Source organism: Corynebacterium sp. KPL1824, from assembly GCF_000478095.1.
GTDB classification, from domain to species: Bacteria; Actinomycetota; Actinomycetes; order Mycobacteriales; family Mycobacteriaceae; genus Corynebacterium; species Corynebacterium accolens.
Genome location: NZ_KI515749.1, coordinates 760625 through 776243, shown reverse-complemented (window position 1 = coordinate 776243; position 15619 = coordinate 760625). Strand labels below are relative to the sequence as shown.

16 protein-coding genes are annotated in these 15619 nt (G+C 60.5%); 7 read left to right on the top strand and 9 right to left on the bottom strand.

Going from position 1 to position 15619, the window contains the following annotated elements; all coding sequences use genetic code 11:
* The first annotated feature begins 11 nt into the window (after positions 1-11).
* Positions 12-764, top strand: a complete 753-nt coding sequence (cobA, locus tag HMPREF1267_RS03645; protein WP_023028433.1) for a uroporphyrinogen-III C-methyltransferase — start codon at positions 12-14, stop codon at positions 762-764.
* Here the strand turns inward: cobA and HMPREF1267_RS03640 are convergent.
* The 4 genes from HMPREF1267_RS03640 to HMPREF1267_RS03625 are packed head-to-tail and all read right to left on the bottom strand — an operon-like array spanning position 761 to position 4445.
* On the bottom strand, positions 761-1780 hold the full coding sequence (locus HMPREF1267_RS03640) for a sulfite exporter TauE/SafE family protein (RefSeq protein WP_023028432.1): 1020 nt from the start codon (positions 1778-1780) through the stop codon (positions 761-763). The genes cobA and HMPREF1267_RS03640 overlap by 4 nt on opposite strands.
* Positions 1774-2511, bottom strand: a complete 738-nt coding sequence (locus tag HMPREF1267_RS03635) for a sirohydrochlorin chelatase (protein WP_023016907.1) — start codon at positions 2509-2511, stop codon at positions 1774-1776. The genes HMPREF1267_RS03640 and HMPREF1267_RS03635 overlap by 7 nt, the downstream gene beginning before the upstream one ends.
* A 9-nt stretch (positions 2512-2520) precedes the next feature.
* Positions 2521-2772, bottom strand: a complete 252-nt coding sequence (locus HMPREF1267_RS03630) for a hypothetical protein (protein ID WP_005277497.1) — start codon at positions 2770-2772, stop codon at positions 2521-2523.
* A complete protein-coding gene (locus HMPREF1267_RS03625) occupies positions 2769-4445 on the bottom strand; it encodes a nitrite/sulfite reductase (protein ID WP_023028431.1) in 1677 nt (558 codons plus the stop codon). The genes HMPREF1267_RS03630 and HMPREF1267_RS03625 overlap by 4 nt, the downstream gene beginning before the upstream one ends.
* Before the next feature lie 305 nt (positions 4446-4750).
* Here HMPREF1267_RS03625 and HMPREF1267_RS03620 point away from each other — a divergent pair, with 305 nt between their 5' ends.
* A complete protein-coding gene (locus HMPREF1267_RS03620; RefSeq protein ID WP_023028430.1) occupies positions 4751-6103 on the top strand; it encodes an FAD-dependent oxidoreductase in 1353 nt (450 codons plus the stop codon).
* Positions 6104-6120: 17 nt separating this feature from the next.
* On the opposite strand, the gene HMPREF1267_RS03615 is transcribed toward HMPREF1267_RS03620, so the two are convergent.
* Entirely contained in the window at positions 6121-7488 is a 1368-nt protein-coding gene (locus HMPREF1267_RS03615) for a phosphomannomutase/phosphoglucomutase (RefSeq protein WP_023028429.1), read from the bottom strand.
* A gap of 107 nt (positions 7489-7595) precedes the next feature.
* Entirely contained in the window at positions 7596-8093 is a 498-nt protein-coding gene (locus HMPREF1267_RS03610; RefSeq protein WP_023016906.1) for a DUF3499 domain-containing protein, read from the bottom strand.
* A gap of 88 nt (positions 8094-8181) precedes the next feature.
* Between HMPREF1267_RS03610 and HMPREF1267_RS03605 the strand changes: the two genes are divergently transcribed.
* Positions 8182-8658 (top strand): metallopeptidase family protein, encoded by a 477-nt coding sequence (locus tag HMPREF1267_RS03605; RefSeq protein WP_005281750.1) that lies wholly within the window; start codon positions 8182-8184, stop codon positions 8656-8658.
* An 87-nt stretch (positions 8659-8745) separates the two neighbouring features.
* Here HMPREF1267_RS03605 and HMPREF1267_RS03600 read toward each other — a convergent pair whose 3' ends face one another.
* The 3 genes from HMPREF1267_RS03600 to HMPREF1267_RS03590 all read right to left on the bottom strand — a co-directional run bounded on the left by HMPREF1267_RS03600 (position 8746) and on the right by HMPREF1267_RS03590 (position 11574).
* Positions 8746-9039, bottom strand: coding sequence for a WhiB family transcriptional regulator (locus tag HMPREF1267_RS03600; protein WP_005277485.1), 294 nt, complete (start codon positions 9037-9039; stop codon positions 8746-8748).
* A 438-nt stretch (positions 9040-9477) separates the two neighbouring features.
* Entirely contained in the window at positions 9478-10572 is a 1095-nt protein-coding gene (locus tag HMPREF1267_RS03595) for a sugar phosphate nucleotidyltransferase (RefSeq protein WP_023016905.1), read from the bottom strand.
* 93 nt (positions 10573-10665) lie between these two features.
* The gene (locus tag HMPREF1267_RS03590; protein WP_034666836.1) at positions 10666-11574 is read right to left on the bottom strand and encodes a glycosyltransferase family 2 protein; all 909 of its coding nucleotides are present in this window, start codon (positions 11572-11574) and stop codon (positions 10666-10668) included.
* Positions 11575-11707: 133 nt separating this feature from the next.
* Here HMPREF1267_RS03590 and HMPREF1267_RS03585 point away from each other — a divergent pair, with 133 nt between their 5' ends.
* The 4 genes from HMPREF1267_RS03585 (at position 11708) to HMPREF1267_RS03570 (ending at position 15618) form a co-directional block, all read left to right on the top strand.
* A complete protein-coding gene (locus HMPREF1267_RS03585; RefSeq protein ID WP_023028427.1) occupies positions 11708-13339 on the top strand; it encodes an LCP family protein in 1632 nt (543 codons plus the stop codon).
* A gap of 25 nt (positions 13340-13364) precedes the next feature.
* Entirely contained in the window at positions 13365-14027 is a 663-nt protein-coding gene (locus tag HMPREF1267_RS03580; RefSeq protein WP_023028426.1) for a TIGR03089 family protein, read from the top strand.
* Between the two features lie 28 nt (positions 14028-14055).
* Positions 14056-14793, top strand: a complete 738-nt coding sequence (locus HMPREF1267_RS03575; protein ID WP_023028425.1) for a sulfite exporter TauE/SafE family protein — start codon at positions 14056-14058, stop codon at positions 14791-14793.
* Positions 14794-14982: 189 nt separating this feature from the next.
* Entirely contained in the window at positions 14983-15618 is a 636-nt protein-coding gene (locus tag HMPREF1267_RS03570; RefSeq protein WP_023028424.1) for an ABC transporter permease, read from the top strand.
* The last annotated feature ends 1 nt before the right edge of the window (position 15619 follow it).

Here is a 15619-nt window from a genome sequence, read left to right as displayed (position 1 = left end):
GATGGTGCGGCATGACGTCCGCACAGATTCACCCCGTATCCCTTATCGGTGGCGGCCCCGGCGCGTGGGACCTGATTACGGTTCGCGGCATGCGCGCCTTGCAGGAGGCCGAGGTCATCCTGACCGATCACCTGGGTCCGGCCCCGCAATTGGATAAACTCTGCGATATTTCAGCCAAGGAGCTTATCGATGTCTCCAAGCTGCCCTACAAGAAGTCGATTACCCAGGACAAGATCAACGAGCTGCTCATCGAGCACGCCCAAGCCGGGCGGAAGGTAGCGCGGCTGAAGGGCGGCGATCCTTTCGTGTTCGGCCGCGGCTTTGAAGAGGTACAGGCCCTAGCCAAGGCATCTATCCCCACCACCGTCATTCCAGGGGTGACCTCCGCGGTTTCCGTGCCCGCGGGCATTGGCATCCCCGTCACCCAGCGCGGAATGGTTCACGGCTTTACCGTCGTATCAGGGCATCTGCCGCCTGGCCACGAGAAGTCCCTGGTGGATTGGCACGCCCTGGCCCAGTCCGGCGCGACCTTGTCCATCATCATGGGCGTGAAAAATGCCCCGGCGATTGCCAGGGCATTGCAAGACGGCGGGCTTGCTGGGTCGACGCCGTGCGCGATTATTCAGGAGGGCACCCTGGATACGCAGCGGGAATTTCGCTGCGATCTAGAACGCCTGGCGCAGACGATGGAGGACAATAACGTCTCCTCCCCCGCCGTGTATGTCATTGGCGAGGTTGCCGGCCTCGACCCTGCCAGCGATTAGGCTTTATCCGCCTGCGGTGCGGATTCCTCCACGGCGCTTTCGCCCTTGGAGGCACCGGCCGCGCTGTGGGCAAAGCCTGCGGCATGAAATTCCGCGTGTGCCTTGGTTTCGGCGTTTTCGGCTTCCAGCTCCCTCGCACGGGCTGCCCGGGTAGCGCGGGCACCATGGATGGTGGCGGAAATGCCCACGACGAGGACTAGGACCATGAGCAGCGGGGAGACAAAACCCGGTACCTTCAGCCCGAAGTAGGTTTCTAGCCCGCCTAAAACCTTGCCAATATTGAGAGCCACGATGGCCGTACCCACCAAGCCACCGAGGACGACCGGTTCGATCCGGGAAATTACCCATGCCGCAATCGGGGCGGCAATGGAACCACCGATGAGCAGGGCCAACACGGCGGAGAGGTTGGCGACGATATCCTGCCACAATCCAACGACGAAGCCGAGGGTGGCACCCAGGGTGACCAGGAATTCGGCGGTATTTACCGTGCCGACAATGCGGCGGGGCTGCTCGCGGCCAATGGCCATGAGCGTGGAGGTGGATACCGGACCCCAGCCGCCGCCACCGGTGGAGTCAACGAAGCCGCCAACAGAACCGAGCCCGATCAAAAACGGGGTGGAATGGCTGCGCTTTTGCACGAACTTCGTCCGGCGCGGGCGGGAAAAGCGCCAGATGAGGTTGCTGCCGATGGCCACCAAGATGAGCGCGGTAATCGGGGCTGCCGCATCGGTGGAGATATTGGAGAGCACGGTGGCGCCGATAAACGCCGCGATGGCACCCGGCACACCCAGCCGGAAGACGGTTTTCCAATCCACATTCCCAAAGCGGGCGTGGCTCAGGCCCGACATTGCGGTGGTCCCCAGCTCAGCGGTGTGGACGACGGCGGAGGCTTGGGCGGGCCCAAGGCCCGCGAGGAGAAGGATGGTGGTTGAGGTGACGCCGAAGCCCATGCCGATGCCGCCATCGACAAGCTGGGCGGCCGCACCGGCCACGGCGATTAAAATCAGGGTTAGCATGGAACACCGACCTCCTGGGCGATGTGGTAGTGAGCAGCAACGATGCCAGCGAGATCGGTACCAAGAACGGGATCGACGGTGACATTGCTGGGGGTAGATGACAGTGGTTTAAGGAGCAGTCCTGCGGTGACAAACAGCGGGATAACCCGCATTCGCGCAGTGCTTCTTGCCAATGCATGAATGTCATTGCTGCCGCCCCGGGTGGCAAACGCGGCCGTGGCGGGGACGCCGGTGAGCTGGGATACCCGAACGGCCAGCCGGTGGATGGAGTCATTGGCCGCAGCATCAGAGGAACCGACGGAGTAGATGACGTGGTGGGTATCTTCCGGCCTTGCGCGTGCCGCGAGCACCGCCGCCAGGTCCGCTTCTGCGGCTTCCCGCCTGCCCACATCTCGTACGCTATGTTCTGCGGCGCGCCCTCCGCCCAAGCACTCGCCTTGTACCAAGCGCACGCCTGAGGCCTGTTCGGCCGCGGCAATAACGCGGGGAACGTCAACGCGCTGGTGGTAGCCCTGCGTAAAGAGCAATGGAATGACTACGGCCGTATCCTCCCCACAACGGGCGAGGTCGACCGCAGCTGCGGTGAGATCGGGAGTATTGAACTCTAGGTGCGCCGCCCGATAAGCAGGGCGGGCTGGTATCGCGGCAGCAGCGGCCTGGGTGAGCCGTTCAATGCCAGCGGCGGCGCCCGGGTGGCGCGAGCCGTGGGACAAGGTGATGAGTGTGGTCATGGTGCATCCTTAATCCACCGGAGCCGTGGAGTGTCCGCGGCGGGCTAGGGAGCGCTGCAGGGCTTCGGTGGAAGAAACGGCCGGGGCCGGTGCCACGGGGGCATCGTCTTGGCCGTGGAAGCGGACCGAAAATACGCGCAGGCATTCCTGGCAATTCCAGGCAAAGTCGTCTTCTTCATCCGGGAACAGATCGGTGCCGGCGCAGTAAGGGCAAAAGGTGGGGTGATTGCGATTGGGATTAGGTTTACGGCGGAAATTCACTGCAGATCTTCCTCCTCGGCGCGCAGTACCCAGTGGCGAAACTGCTCGCCTTCTTCGCGTTGTTCCTTATATTTATTGACCAGCCGTATGACGTAGTCCGGTACCTCATCGGCTACGACCTTGTGTCCGCGGAGCTTGCGGCCCCAGTCGGGAGAAAGGCCGAGGGCACCGCCTAGGTGGACTTGGAATCCTTCGACGCGGTTGCCATCGGCATCGGTGACGATCTGACCTTTAAGTCCGATATCGGATACCTGGGAGCGCGCGCACGCATTGGGGCAGCCATTGAGTGCGATGGAAATGGGCACATCCAAATCCCCCAGGGTGTCTTCGAGGATGTCCACCAATTCGATGGCGCGGGCCTTCGTGGTCACGTGCGCCAACTTGCAAAATTCCAGCCCAGTGCAGGAAATGACGCCGCGGCGAAACTCCGTGGGCTGGGAATACAGGCCCGTTTCATCCAGCGCGCGCGAAAGTGCCGGAATATCGTCTTCTTCCACATCGAGGAAGAGCAATTCCTTCATCGAGGTGGTACGGATGCGCGAAATGCCGAATTTTTCCGCGACATCGGCAATGGCAATGAGCTGCTCGCCCGTTGCATGGCCCACGGTGGGTTTTACGCCGACGTAGAACTTGCCGTCCTTTTGCCTGTGCACGCCCAGGTGATCGCGGCTGCCGGGATTAACCTCGAGCGGGATGCCATCGGCAAGCGGCTTCTCCAGGTACTCTTCCTCGAGGACCTGGCGGAACTTGTCGATGCCCCATTTAGCCACCAAAAACTTCAGCCGCGCACGGTTGCGGTTGCGGCGGAAGCCGTAGTCGCGGAAGATGCTGACCACACCGGCCCATACTTCCGGCACGCGCTCGAGTGGCACCCACGCGCCCAAGGATTGCGAGAGCATCGGGTTGGTGGATAGTCCCCCGCCCACAAAGCAGTCAAAGCCGGGGCCATATTCGGGGTGGTTGACGCCGACGAAGGCAACGTCTTGAATTTCGTGCGTCACGTCCTGGCGCGCATTGCCGGAAATAGCGGTTTTGAACTTGCGGGGAAGGTTATGGAACTCCTCGCGCGGTAAGTAATTATTCTTAATCTCCTCGATGGCTGGGGTGGCATCGATGATTTCATCCTCGGCAACTCCCGCGACCGGCGAGCCCAAGATGACGCGCGGCACATCGCCACACCCCATCAAGGTGCCCAGGCCCACAGATTCGAGTTTGTCCCAGATGGTGGGTACGTCTTCGATCTGAATCCAGTGCAGCTGAATATTCTGGCGATCCGTAAAGTCCGCGGTGGAGCGGGCATAATCGCGCGAGATTTCTCCCACCGCGCGCAGCTTGGCTGGATCGGCGCGGCCGCCATCGAAGCGCACGCGCATCATGAAGTATTCATCTTGCAATTCCGCGTTAGATAATTTGGCGGTCATCTCCCCGCCCAGGTTCTGGTTGCGCTGCGTATACAGGCCTAACCATTTAAAGCGCGGTGCTAAATCCTCCGGCGGGATGGAGGAAAATCCCTGCTTGGAGTAGATGTCTATCACGCGCTGCTTAGCGGAGAGACCACCATCATCCTGTTTGATGGCCTCATCGTTATTCAACGGTTCTTTACCGTCGATTTTCCACTGGCCCTCGGGCTTATTGGCGCGTGGCTTGCGTTTGGTCGTTGTTGCGGTAGCCATAATGTGGTGTAGACCTCCCTTTCAAAGCGTTGAGGGAAAACCTACCCGTCTATAGATTACAGACAAAGCGGTCTGTTTTATTTTCACTTTCCCCAAAGCTATGACCTGCACTTTGAGAAGGCTTAATAAAGAATCTAATTCTTCCGCTTGTGTGCAAACAGACCATACGGTTCACTCTCTTAAGAGAAATCCCGCGCTCACTCACGATAAATAGACTATGTGGTCTATTTGTGCATATTTATTGAGAACTTCGTTCCCTTCATCCCACCGCGGGAGACTACGCAGACAAGAAAGGCAAAATTACCGTGTCAGATAAACCCTTAAACGTAGCCGTCATCGGTGCCGGCCCCGCTGGCATTTACGCCTCCGACATCCTGGTGAAAAAGACCGGTGGCAATGTACACATCGATCTCATTGAGCAGATGCCCGCTCCCTTCGGCCTCATCCGCTACGGCGTGGCCCCTGACCATCCACGCATTAAAGGCATCATTAAATCCCTGCACCGCGTATTGGACACGGAGCAGATTCGCCTGCTTACCAACGTGCACATCGGCCGCGATATCACCGTGGACGAGCTGCAGCAGCACTACGATGCCGTCGTCTTTGCCACCGGTGCGGTAGGCGATCGCCACCGCGATATCCCTGGCGCACAGCTGCAGGGCGTGCACGGCGCCGGTGAATTCGTAGGCTTCTATGACGGCAATCCGCGCTTTGAGCGCGAATGGGACCTCTCCGCCAGCGAGGTCGCTGTCATCGGCGTGGGCAATGTGGGCCTGGACGTCTCGCGTATCTTGGCCAAGACTGGCGATGAACTTAAGGTGACCGAGATCGCCGATAATGTCTACGATTCGTTGGCACAAAATAAGGCAGAGACCGTACGCGTCTTCGGGCGCCGCGGGCCCGCCCAAGCCAAGTTCACCCCGCAAGAGCTCAAAGAGCTCGACCACTCGGATAACATCAATGTGGTCGTCTCCCCCGAAGATATTGATTACGATGAGGCCTCGCTAGAGGCACGCGCTTCCAGCAAGTCGACGGATTTGGTGTGCCAGGTTCTTGAGCAATATGCCATTCGCGATCCTAAAAAGGCCCCGCATACGCTGCAGATTCATCTCTTTGAGCAGCCGGTGGAGATCCTCGGTGAGAACGGCCGGGTGAGCGGGATTAAAACGGAGCGCACCGAGCTGACCGGCGATGGCAGCGTGCGCGGGACGGGTAAATTCACCACGTGGCCAGTGCAAGCGGTCTACTTTGCCACGGGCTACCGCTCGGACGCCGTGGACGGCGTGCCATTTAATAGCGAGAAAAACGTCATCAACAATGACGGCGGCCACGTCATCGACGAAGAGGGCGCCATCGTGCCCGGCCTCTACACCACCGGCTGGGTAAAACGCGGGCCCGTGGGCCTGATTGGCAATACCAAGTCCGATGCCAGCGAAACCATTGGCATGCTGCTTGATGATGCCGCCGCGGGCACCCTACCGTCCCCCACCGCCGGCGATATCACCGAGGCCTTCGCGGATAAGGGCATCGACTACCTCACCTGGCAGGATTGGCAACGCCTCGATGCCGCTGAGCGCGCTTTGGGCGAGCGCGAAGGCCGCGAGCGAAAGAAGTACGTGGAGTGGGACGACATGGTCGCCCACTCCCGCGCGCAGTGATTCGGCGATTCCAGTAATTAGCGCCTGATGATGGCGAGGACCTCGTCCACAATCTGCTGGACCTCTTCGGAGGTCTTCGCCTCAACATTGAGTCGCAGCAGCGGCTCGGTATTGGAAGCGCGCACATTAAACCACGCGTCCGTGTCCTTGAGCTCGACCGTAACGCCATCGAGCTCATCGACGGATTCGATCTTATCCGCCAGCTCATCGAGCACGGCCTGGGTGGCGGCCTTTTGATCCGCCACCGTGGAGTTGATCTCGCCGGAGGCCTCGTAGCGGGAGTATTCCGCCATGAGCTCGCTGAGCGGCTTATCCGTCTGTCCCAACGCGGCCAGGACGTGCATAGCGGCCAGCATGCCGGAATCGGCATTCCAGAATTCCTGGAAGTAGTAGTGCGCGGAGTGCTCGCCGCCAAAGGCCGCCGTGTGCTCGGCCATTTGGGCCTTAATGAAGGAGTGGCCCACGCGCGTGCGCACGGCGGTACCGCCCTTTTCCGCGATGAGCTCCGGCACCGTCTTGGAGGTAATCAGGTTGTGGATGATGGTCGCGCCCGGGAACTTATCCAAGTAGCGGCTGGCCACCAGCGCGCAGATGGCAGACGGCGATACCGGCTGGCCCTTTTCATCCACCACGAAGCAACGGTCGGCGTCGCCGTCGAAGGCAAGGCCGATATCGGCGTTTTGCTCTACGGTGAATTTCTGCAGATCCTCCAAGTTCTTGGGATCCAGCGGGTTCGCCTCGTGGTTGGGAAAAGTGCCGTCGAGCTCAAAGTAGAGATCGCGGACATCAAAGGGCAGGCCATCGAAAACGGCCGGGACCGTGTGCCCGCCCATGCCATTGGCGGCATCGACGGCGACGACCAGCGGCTTGGATTCTTCCAGCGGCACGAGGTGACGCAGGAAGTCCGCGTAGCCGGTCAGGATTTCTTGCTCGGCGATGGCACCATTAGGGCCGTCGTAGCTTGGGGTGCCATCGATAAGCATCTGCTTGATTTCTTCCAACCCAGTCTGTTGCCCCACGGGGACGGCACCGGCGCGGCAGAGCTTGATGCCGTTGTACTTCGCCGGGTTGTGGGAGGCGGTAAACATCGCGCCCGCGCACTCCATAGAACCCGCCGCATAGTAGAGCTCATCCGTAGAGGTAAGCCCCAAAAGCGTCACATGGAGGCCTTGGCTCACCACGCCCTCAGCAAAGGCTTGCGCCAACGCGGGAGAAGACGGGCGCATATCGTGGCCTACAGCCACGGTGTTTTCGCCTTCTTCGCGCAGGATTGCGGCGAAGGCGGCGCCAGTATCGCGCACGAAGTCTTCATCGATATCTTCGCCCACCACGCCACGGACGTCATAGGCCTTAATCACTGCATCAAGATGCTCACGAGTTCGCATACCTCGCAATAATACTCCCTGCCTACGGGCAACTAGCGCAGTGCTCCTTCCGTGTCTGCGGCTAGGTAGCGCGAGTTTTCTCAGGCGCTGTGCTCAGCGCCCTTGCTTTAATCAGATTCGGTGTCCGTGTCCTGCCTCTCGGCAGAATTATCTTCGCTCTGCGCATCAGGAACGACGGACAGGTGAGCGCGGCGGGCCTTTTTGGCATAGGCCACGCGGCGGGTGCGAAATACCGGATGATTGGAATTGGCGGGATCAGCGCCATCGAAGGTGGCGGCGTAATCGATGGGATCTGCCCCGGAGCCGGCGCTGCGGTCATCGACAAGCCCAGTGGTCACCCTGCCATCTTCCTTGACCGCCTGGGCCAGGGCCATAAGGTCGTCATCCTCGTCGAGCTCGATGCGGTCTACGCGCACCAGCTCCCAGCCCACCGGCGCGGAGATGCGGTCGCGGTGGGTGCTGCAGAGATCCCAGCTGTGCGGGTTATCCTCTTCTGCCAGCGGGCCAACCACGGCGGTTTGATCCGCGTATGCGTAGGTCAACGTCGCCACGGCGGGTCGGCCGCAGCCTGGGCGGGAGCAATGGCGAGATTCAGTCACGCGCATTAGTCTAAACCCTTGGTTGAGATTTAGATAGTACTTCCCCGGCGTGGCTGCACTTATTGCGCAACCTTAGAGCTTTAGAATCAACGCCATGACCGCTGCTCGCCCCCGCCCGCATATCCGCCCCGCCCACGATCGCCACGGGCGCGGCCTGCACGGGCCCCTTCTGCCGCAGCAAACCCCACGCTACCGCAGCGCCCGCGAGCTTTTCGATGCCGCCGTCCTCGAGGCCTACGCACCCATTCAGCACGCCTTCGCCCCGCAATTGCGCGGGCTCGACCTTGCGGTAGACACCATCCCGCGCATGCGCCTTTCGGCGGATATGACGGTGCTGCCGGATGAAATCATTGCCGATGGCCCCGTGCCGCTCGGCCGCATCGTGCCCGCCGGTGTCGATTCCGCTGGTAGCCCTACCCGCGCCCGGCTCGTTATCTTCCGCATGCCCATTGAGCAGCGTGCCGTGACCTCCGCCGAGCGCGCAGAGCTCCTCGGCACGGTCATTACCGCCCTGGTGGCCAATTACTTAAACCTCGCCCCAGAGGAGGTAGACCCGCGCTATAGCTGGTAGGGACACTTTTCGCACCACAGAGAAAACTCTAGCCCTTGGCCACACCACTCAGGGTCGCAGCCAAGGGCTAGAGCACACACAACTTAATTAACCAATCTCGCGCTTGAGGCGGCGGCGTTCGCGGTCCGAAAGCCCGCCCCAAATTCCGAAGCGTTCATCGTGCTCCAGCGCGTATTCCAGGCACTCATCGCGCACCGCGCAAGCTTGGCAGATACGCTTTGCCTCACGGGTGGAACCTCCCTTTTCGGGGAAGAATGCCTCTGGATCCGTCTGCGCGCACAACGCTTGATCCTGCCACTCCTGCTCGACGGCACCGAAGAGTTCATCGAGCGATACCTCTGCAGCAGCACCGCCACGGAGAATGGCGTTGTTATTAGCCATTTTGTCCACGCCTTTTCCTTTCTCCGAGGTTGGGTAATCCTAATCAGTGCAACCGACTGTACACGAGGCTGAAGTGCGGCTGAATCGCCGTCAATCCTCGAGCCAATCCGTAAAAACGGGTGTGTCGGTCGCCGTTTCTTGCACTGATGTAATTTCACACCGGATCACTAAATATCGTCAACCTGAATTAGTGCCTTTTTCGCGCTTTATCGCAAAAACGCTGCACACGATCCCCATTCGTCACATTAGTAACACCCGGTGCTATCCGGGGGTATAGGTAGGGGGTACTATATATAGTGGTGCCCGGTTTTTCTGTCAACAATTTTCAGGAAGTGTCGGCGTGTCTCCCAAAATCTCAGCCGGGCAGGGATCACAAAGCCCTCCACACCGCGCTCGTGGCCGAGCTGAAAGCGATGCGGAGGGTAGGTGGTGGGTGCTTTAGGCGTCAGAGCTAAAGCGAATGCCGGCATCGGGGATGGTCACACCAGGAAATACCCGCATGCCGTCCACGAGCTCGCAGCGGGCGCCAACGTGGGCGCCTTCGCCAATGACGCAGTTTTCGATGACCGCATTGGCGCCAATATGCGCGCCGGAGGCGATGATGGAGTTGTGGATGATGGCGCCCGGTTCGATGCGCACGCCATCAAAGACCACCGTTCCCTCCAGGCGGGAACCAGCACCCACCTCGGATCCGCGGCCCACCGCGGTGCCAGATAGCAGCAGCACGCCGCCGGCAATGCCCGCAGAGGATTCCACGAGGGACTCGCCGGTGCGGCCTTCCAAGAGCGGCGATGGGGCGATGCCGCGCACCAAGTCGGAGGAGCCGCGGGTGAAGTCATCCGGGCGGCCCATATCGCGCCAGTAGGAGTTATCGACGTGGCCGACGACCAAGCGGCCATCGGCAAGCAAGCCCGGGAAGGTCTCGCGCTCGACCGAGACCACGCGGTCTGCCGGGATGGATTCGATAACGGAGCGGTCAAAGACATAGCAGCCGGCGTTGATCTGGTTGGTTGGTGGATCCTCGGTCTTTTCCAAAAAGGCCGTGACCCGGCCCTCAGAATCCGTGGGCACGCAGCCAAAGGCGCGCGGATCCGCCACGTTGAGCAGGTGCATGGTGACATCGGCACCCTTGTTGTGGTGCGTGGTCAAGATGCCTTCTAGGTCCATGCCGGAAAGAACATCGCCGTTGAATACCATGACGGTGTCATTACGCAGCTTGTCATAGACGTTGCGGATGCCGCCGCCGGTGCCCAGCGCGGTTTCTTCCACCACGTATTCAATGTCCAGGCCGAGCTCGGAGCCATCGCCAAAGTATTCCTCGAAAACCTCTGCCTTGTACGAGGTGGACATCACCACGTGCTCAATGCCCGCGGCCTTGATGCGGGCGAGCAGGTGCTGCAGGAACGGGTAGTTTGCCGTCGGCAGCATGGGCTTGGGCGTACCAATGGTCAGTGGGCGCAGGCGGGTACCGCGCCCGCCCACCAAAATCACCGCATCGGTGGTGGCACCATAAGTGGTGGCTGCTTCAGTCATAGTCATCCTTTGTATGCAGACAATCTTATTCTGAGGTTTTTCGAAGGTCAGTGTATGCGGCCGCGACCAGAAACCAGGTCAACGGCACGCGCTTCAGGCTTCCGAATCTTTGGCGGTACTGGCACGAGCGGCCGTTACCGCTCCCCGCACCCGCAAGCCCAGCCACAGCGCGGCGCGCAGCGGGGCCTGCCACCACGCCGGGTGGCGGTCCGCCTGGAAGCGGTACGCGGAGCTGTGGTGCGCGCGCAGCATCGCCCCGGCGTGCGCCTGGGTGGAATGCCCCTTGGCGTGGCTAATGACGGCTTCCGGGCAGAAAATGTTTTGATACCCGGCGCGCGCGAAGCGATCGCCCAAGTCCACGTCTTCTAAGTACATGAAGTAGCGCTCATCAAAACCGCCGATGGCATCGAAGGCGTCCCAGCGCACCAAGAGGCAGGATCCGGATAACCACCCGGCGGGGCGTTGGACGGACATATCGGCATCGTTGCGGTACGTGCGCGTCCACGGATTAGAGGGCCATAGGTTAGAAAACAGCGCGTGGCCGATGCCGGTGGATATATTCGGCACCGACCGGGCTGACGGATAGTTGCTGCCGTCTGGTTCCACGATGCGCGGGCCTACCGCTGCAGCATCCGGCCAGCGGCGCGCGCACGCGATCATCTGGTCAATCGCACCTTCGCTGAAGGTGACATCCGGGTTAGAAATAAGGAAGAACTCATCGTCTACGCGCCGGTTCTCCCGCACCCACCGCGCGCCGGCGTTCATGCCGGCACCGTAGCCAATATTGCCGCCGGTATCGAGGAAGTCCACCCCTTCCCTTTCCGCCGCGGCGGCTTCGGGGATGCCATCGGTCGAGCCATTATCCGCCAGCACCACCTGGGCGCCTTGGTCGCTGGCGTCCGGCAGGGAGCCTATAAAGCGCGCCAAGTACTCACCGGGGTTATAGGTCACGGTGATAATGGCGAGCGGAGCTGTAGTTTCAGTAGTCACAATGGGCCCCAAGCTTAGTCACGCCAGGGGCTGTGTCCGGAGACAGACACTGTTCAATTGCGCGAAACTGGTCACGGATCCCTAAATTTGGCGAGATCTCCCCTAAACTGTCTCCAGATCCCCGGAAAGTAGAAAGCCTTCACTTGTGACTTCTGAGAACACTCGCCGGGCGCGCAATATCCAACCCGCGCCCTCTGCCGCTAGCACGGTTAAGCAAAAGGGTTCCACGGCCACCAAAACCATCGTGGCTGTTATTTCTGCCCTCATCCTGGCTGTCTCCGGCGTGGGCTACGCCACGGTGGGGCGCCTGGATACGGGCATGTCCTCCGCCTCAGACTTATCTTTGGGCGAGGATGGTCTATCCGATCCTTCCTTGGACGGCGCCGCCGATATCTTGCTCGTAGGCAAGGACTCGCGCACCGATGCCCAGGGCAATCCGCTCTCTGAAAAGGAGCTGGCGGATCTCCACGCCGGCGTTGCCGAGGGCGAGGAAAACACCGACACCATCATGCTCGTGCGCATTCCGGAAGACGGCTCGCGCGCTACCGCGGTATCCATTCCGCGCGATACCTATGTCAACGATCCGGACTACGGCAATATGAAGATCAATGCCGTCTACGCCTCGCACAAAAACGACAAGGTCCAAGAGCTCCAGCAGGAAAACGCCCAGGCGGAGGCGCAGGGCGAAAAGGCACCGTATACGGATAAGGACATCGAAAAGCGCGGCGTAGAAGCCGGCCGCGAAGGCCTGCTGAAGATGGTGCACTCCCTGACCGGCGTATCCATTGACCACTACGCTGAGGTGGGCCTGCTCGGCTTTACGCTGCTTACTGATGCCGTCGGTGGCGTCGAAGTCTGCCTCAACGAGGACGTTGAGGACGAGATGTCCGGCGCCAATTTCCACAAGGGCACCCAGACCCTCGATGGTGCGCAGGCGCTGACCTTCGTGCGCCAGCGCTATAACCTGCCGCGCGGTGACCTTGACCGCATCGTACGCCAACAGGCGTATATGGCCTCGCTGGTGAATAAGGTGCTCGATAATGACACGCTGACCAGCCCGTCCAAGCTCTCCAAGATTGCCAAGGCCGTGGAGCGCTCCGTGGTCATCGATGACGGCTGGGACATCATGGGCTTTGTCACCCAGCTAGCAGGCCTGGCCGGCGGCAATGTCACCTTTACCACCATTCCGGTGACCTCCATCGATGGCCGCGGCGATTACGGCGAATCCATCGTCACCATCGATACCAATGAGGTCCACCGCTTCATGGAGGATCTGGCCATGTCGCACGAGGAAGCTGAAGAAGACGCGGCCCACAAGGAGGAAAACGCCGAAAACGCAGCGGAGCACGATGCCGATATCAACTCCGATAACGAGGTCCACGTCCTCAATGCCGGCAATATCGATGGCTTGGCCGCAGGCATCGGCACCTGGCTGGAAAACACCGGCTATACCGTTGAGCGCTCCGCCAATGCCCAGCCCGGCATCTACTCTGAGTCCCAGGTCGTGGCCGCAGACCCCGAGAGCGAAGATGCCAAGAAGCTGGCGGAAAAGCTCGGTGGCCTGCCAGTGGTAGAAAATCCGCAGCTCGATGCCAATACCTTGCTCGTTGTGGCCACCGATGATTACCAGGGCCCCTCCGATGAGGAAGCCAGCGCCGAGGAATCCGCCGCCGAAGAAGATACCGACCTGGTAGGAACCCCGGGCAATGACTTCGGTGCCAACAAGGTTGCCCCTGAAATCGATGCTGGCGGCGACGGTCCGCGCTGCGTGAACTAAGCAGGCTAGCCTACGATGGGCGGGTATGGAACTACTCGCCCATCTTTTAAACGCCGATGCCGCCACCCCGCGGCTGACTGTTTATAACGAATCCACCGGCGCGCGCATGGATTTTTCCGCCCAGACGCTCGATAACTGGGTGGCCAAGATCGCCAATATGTTGGAAGAAGAGCTCGACTTGGAGCCGGATTCCACCATCGCCATCGACGTGCCCACCTCGTGGCAGGCCGCCGTCATTGCTTTAGGCGCCCTCGCCGCCGGGCCCAGCTTTGATTTCGGTGAATCGGCCGCGCTTGCCGATGTCGTCTTTACCTCCCCCTCCCGCTACCTCGCCGCCCAAGAGCGCCAGCCGCAGGCCGATATCGTGCTCATCAGCGACGACCCCTTTGGCCGCGGCATCGTTGAATCCGGCGGGGATCTGCCCACCGGTGCCATCGACTTCGGCCCCACCGTCCGTTTTTATGGAGATCAGTACTTTGGTGAAACCCAGCCCCTGCCGGAATTGGTGACCCCGCCCGGCTGCGCCGAGCGGCTGCTATCTACCGGGTGGAGCGATAAATCTTCCTTCACCCGCGCCGTCCTCGAGCCCTTAGCGGCCGGCGGCTCCGCCGTCATCGTCGCTGGACTCTGCCCCGCGTCCCGCCTGGATGAAATTGCAGCGAATGAGAAAGTAACCGCCCGGCTCTAGGCCAAGTGCCCTATACTTGCCTTCCATCATGTTCTTGGGAATCTCTTCAGACGCGTGGGTCTACATCTTTATTGGTGTGCTCATTTTGGTCGGCACTATCACTCAGGGCTCGATCGGCTTTGGGCTCGGCACCATCGCCACTCCCATCATCGCGCTCTTGCGCCCGGATTTAGTCCCCACGCTCATCTTGCTCCTCGCGCTGTGCATTTCCATCTACACGCTGGCGCGAACCTACCGCGAAACCTCATGGCGCTTGGTCGGCATATCCGTCATCGCCCGCATTCCGGGCTCGTTCGCCGGCGCGTGGGCAATCGCATCCCTCTCACACGATGGCCTTTCCATCTTCATCGGCTGCGCCGTGCTCTTGGCGATGTCCCTCTCCAGCCTCGGCTGGAGCCCCAAGCCCACCAGGCGCAATACCGTTCTTGCCGGCCTTACCTCCGGATTCCTGGGAACCTCTACCTCCATCGGTGGCCCACCGATGGCGCTGATTATGAAGCGCTTCGACCCACAGCGCACGCGCGGCAGCCTCGCCGGCACCTTTGTGATCGGTACCGTCATGTCCCTTATCATCCTGGGCTTTAACGGCCAGGTGACCCAGCCACAGGTCTACGCCGCCGCGGCCTATAGCCCGTTAGTAGTCGTCGGCTTATTCATTGCCAACTACCTCAACCACTTCATCGATACCAAGCGCCTGAACCGCATCGTCACGGTGGTAGCTATTACCGCTGCCCTGGCACTTATCGGCCAAGTGCTGTTTTTCTAGGCCGCCACTAAGACCGGTATTACCTCGTGCTCACTGCCCCCGGTTTTGTGCCCAGCCTGTCACGCTATTGTTTCGCGCGTAAAAAGGCTTGTACGCTAGAAGCACATCATCAGCGCAGAGGAAGGACCAGAGAGTCTGTGCCCCTAATAATTTTCCCTGCGCCCTATTCTCTTTCTTTTAGGTGATGAAATGAACGAATTTATCGCTGCGCGCTGGCAGGATATCCTTTTCCGCAGTTACCAACACGCAAGCCTTGTCATCCAATCAGTCGCCGTGGCCCTGGTCATCGCGTTGGTTATTGCCATCTTTGTGGCCCAGCGCCCGCACGGTGCGGCTATCGCTAATGCCTTAACCTCCATTGGCCTGACCTTGCCATCGCTGGCGCTGCTTGGTCTTGCCATCCCGCTGTTTGGCATCGGCACCATACCGTCGGTTGCCCTCGTGGTCTTTTATGCCGTCCTTCCCATCCTGCGCAATGCCATCGTCGGCTTGCACAATGTCAGCGACGATGTCATCGAATCCGCCCGCGGGCAGGGCATGAGCTCGACGGCTATCCTCTTCCGCATCCGGCTGCCGCTGGCCTGGCCGGTGATTATGACCGGCATTCGCGTCTCCACCCAGATGTCTATGGGCGTTGCCGCCATCGCCGCCTATGCGCTCGGCCCAGGACTGGGTGGATATATCTACTCAGGACTCAGCCAAATCGGCGGCACCAACGCACTTAATTTCACGCTGGTGGGCACCATCGGCGTCGTCATTATTGCGCTCATCGTGGATGCGATTCTCGCCGGAATCCAAAAATTGACCACCCCGAAAGGTATCTAAG

Excerpts from the sequence above, each read along its gene's own strand:
- cobA (WP_023028433.1), top strand. The coding sequence starts at position 12 with ATGACGTCCGCACAGATTCACCCCGTATCCCTTATCGGTGGCGGCCCC.
- HMPREF1267_RS03640 (WP_023028432.1), bottom strand. The coding sequence starts at position 1,780 with ATGCTAACCCTGATTTTAATCGCCGTGGCCGGTGCGGCCGCCCAGCTT.
- HMPREF1267_RS03635 (WP_023016907.1), bottom strand. The coding sequence starts at position 2,511 with ATGACCACACTCATCACCTTGTCCCACGGCTCGCGCCACCCGGGCGCC.
- HMPREF1267_RS03625 (WP_023028431.1), bottom strand. The coding sequence starts at position 4,445 with ATGGCTACCGCAACAACGACCAAACGCAAGCCACGCGCCAATAAGCCC.
- HMPREF1267_RS03615 (WP_023028429.1), bottom strand. The coding sequence starts at position 7,488 with ATGCGAACTCGTGAGCATCTTGATGCAGTGATTAAGGCCTATGACGTC.
- HMPREF1267_RS03610 (WP_023016906.1), bottom strand. The coding sequence starts at position 8,093 with ATGCGCGTGACTGAATCTCGCCATTGCTCCCGCCCAGGCTGCGGCCGA.
- HMPREF1267_RS03605 (WP_005281750.1), top strand. The coding sequence starts at position 8,182 with ATGACCGCTGCTCGCCCCCGCCCGCATATCCGCCCCGCCCACGATCGC.
- HMPREF1267_RS03600 (WP_005277485.1), bottom strand. The coding sequence starts at position 9,039 with ATGGCTAATAACAACGCCATTCTCCGTGGCGGTGCTGCTGCAGAGGTA.
- HMPREF1267_RS03595 (WP_023016905.1), bottom strand. The coding sequence starts at position 10,572 with ATGACTGAAGCAGCCACCACTTATGGTGCCACCACCGATGCGGTGATT.
- HMPREF1267_RS03580 (WP_023028426.1), top strand. The coding sequence starts at position 13,365 with ATGGAACTACTCGCCCATCTTTTAAACGCCGATGCCGCCACCCCGCGG.
- HMPREF1267_RS03575 (WP_023028425.1), top strand. The coding sequence starts at position 14,056 with ATGTTCTTGGGAATCTCTTCAGACGCGTGGGTCTACATCTTTATTGGT.
- HMPREF1267_RS03570 (WP_023028424.1), top strand. The coding sequence starts at position 14,983 with ATGAACGAATTTATCGCTGCGCGCTGGCAGGATATCCTTTTCCGCAGT.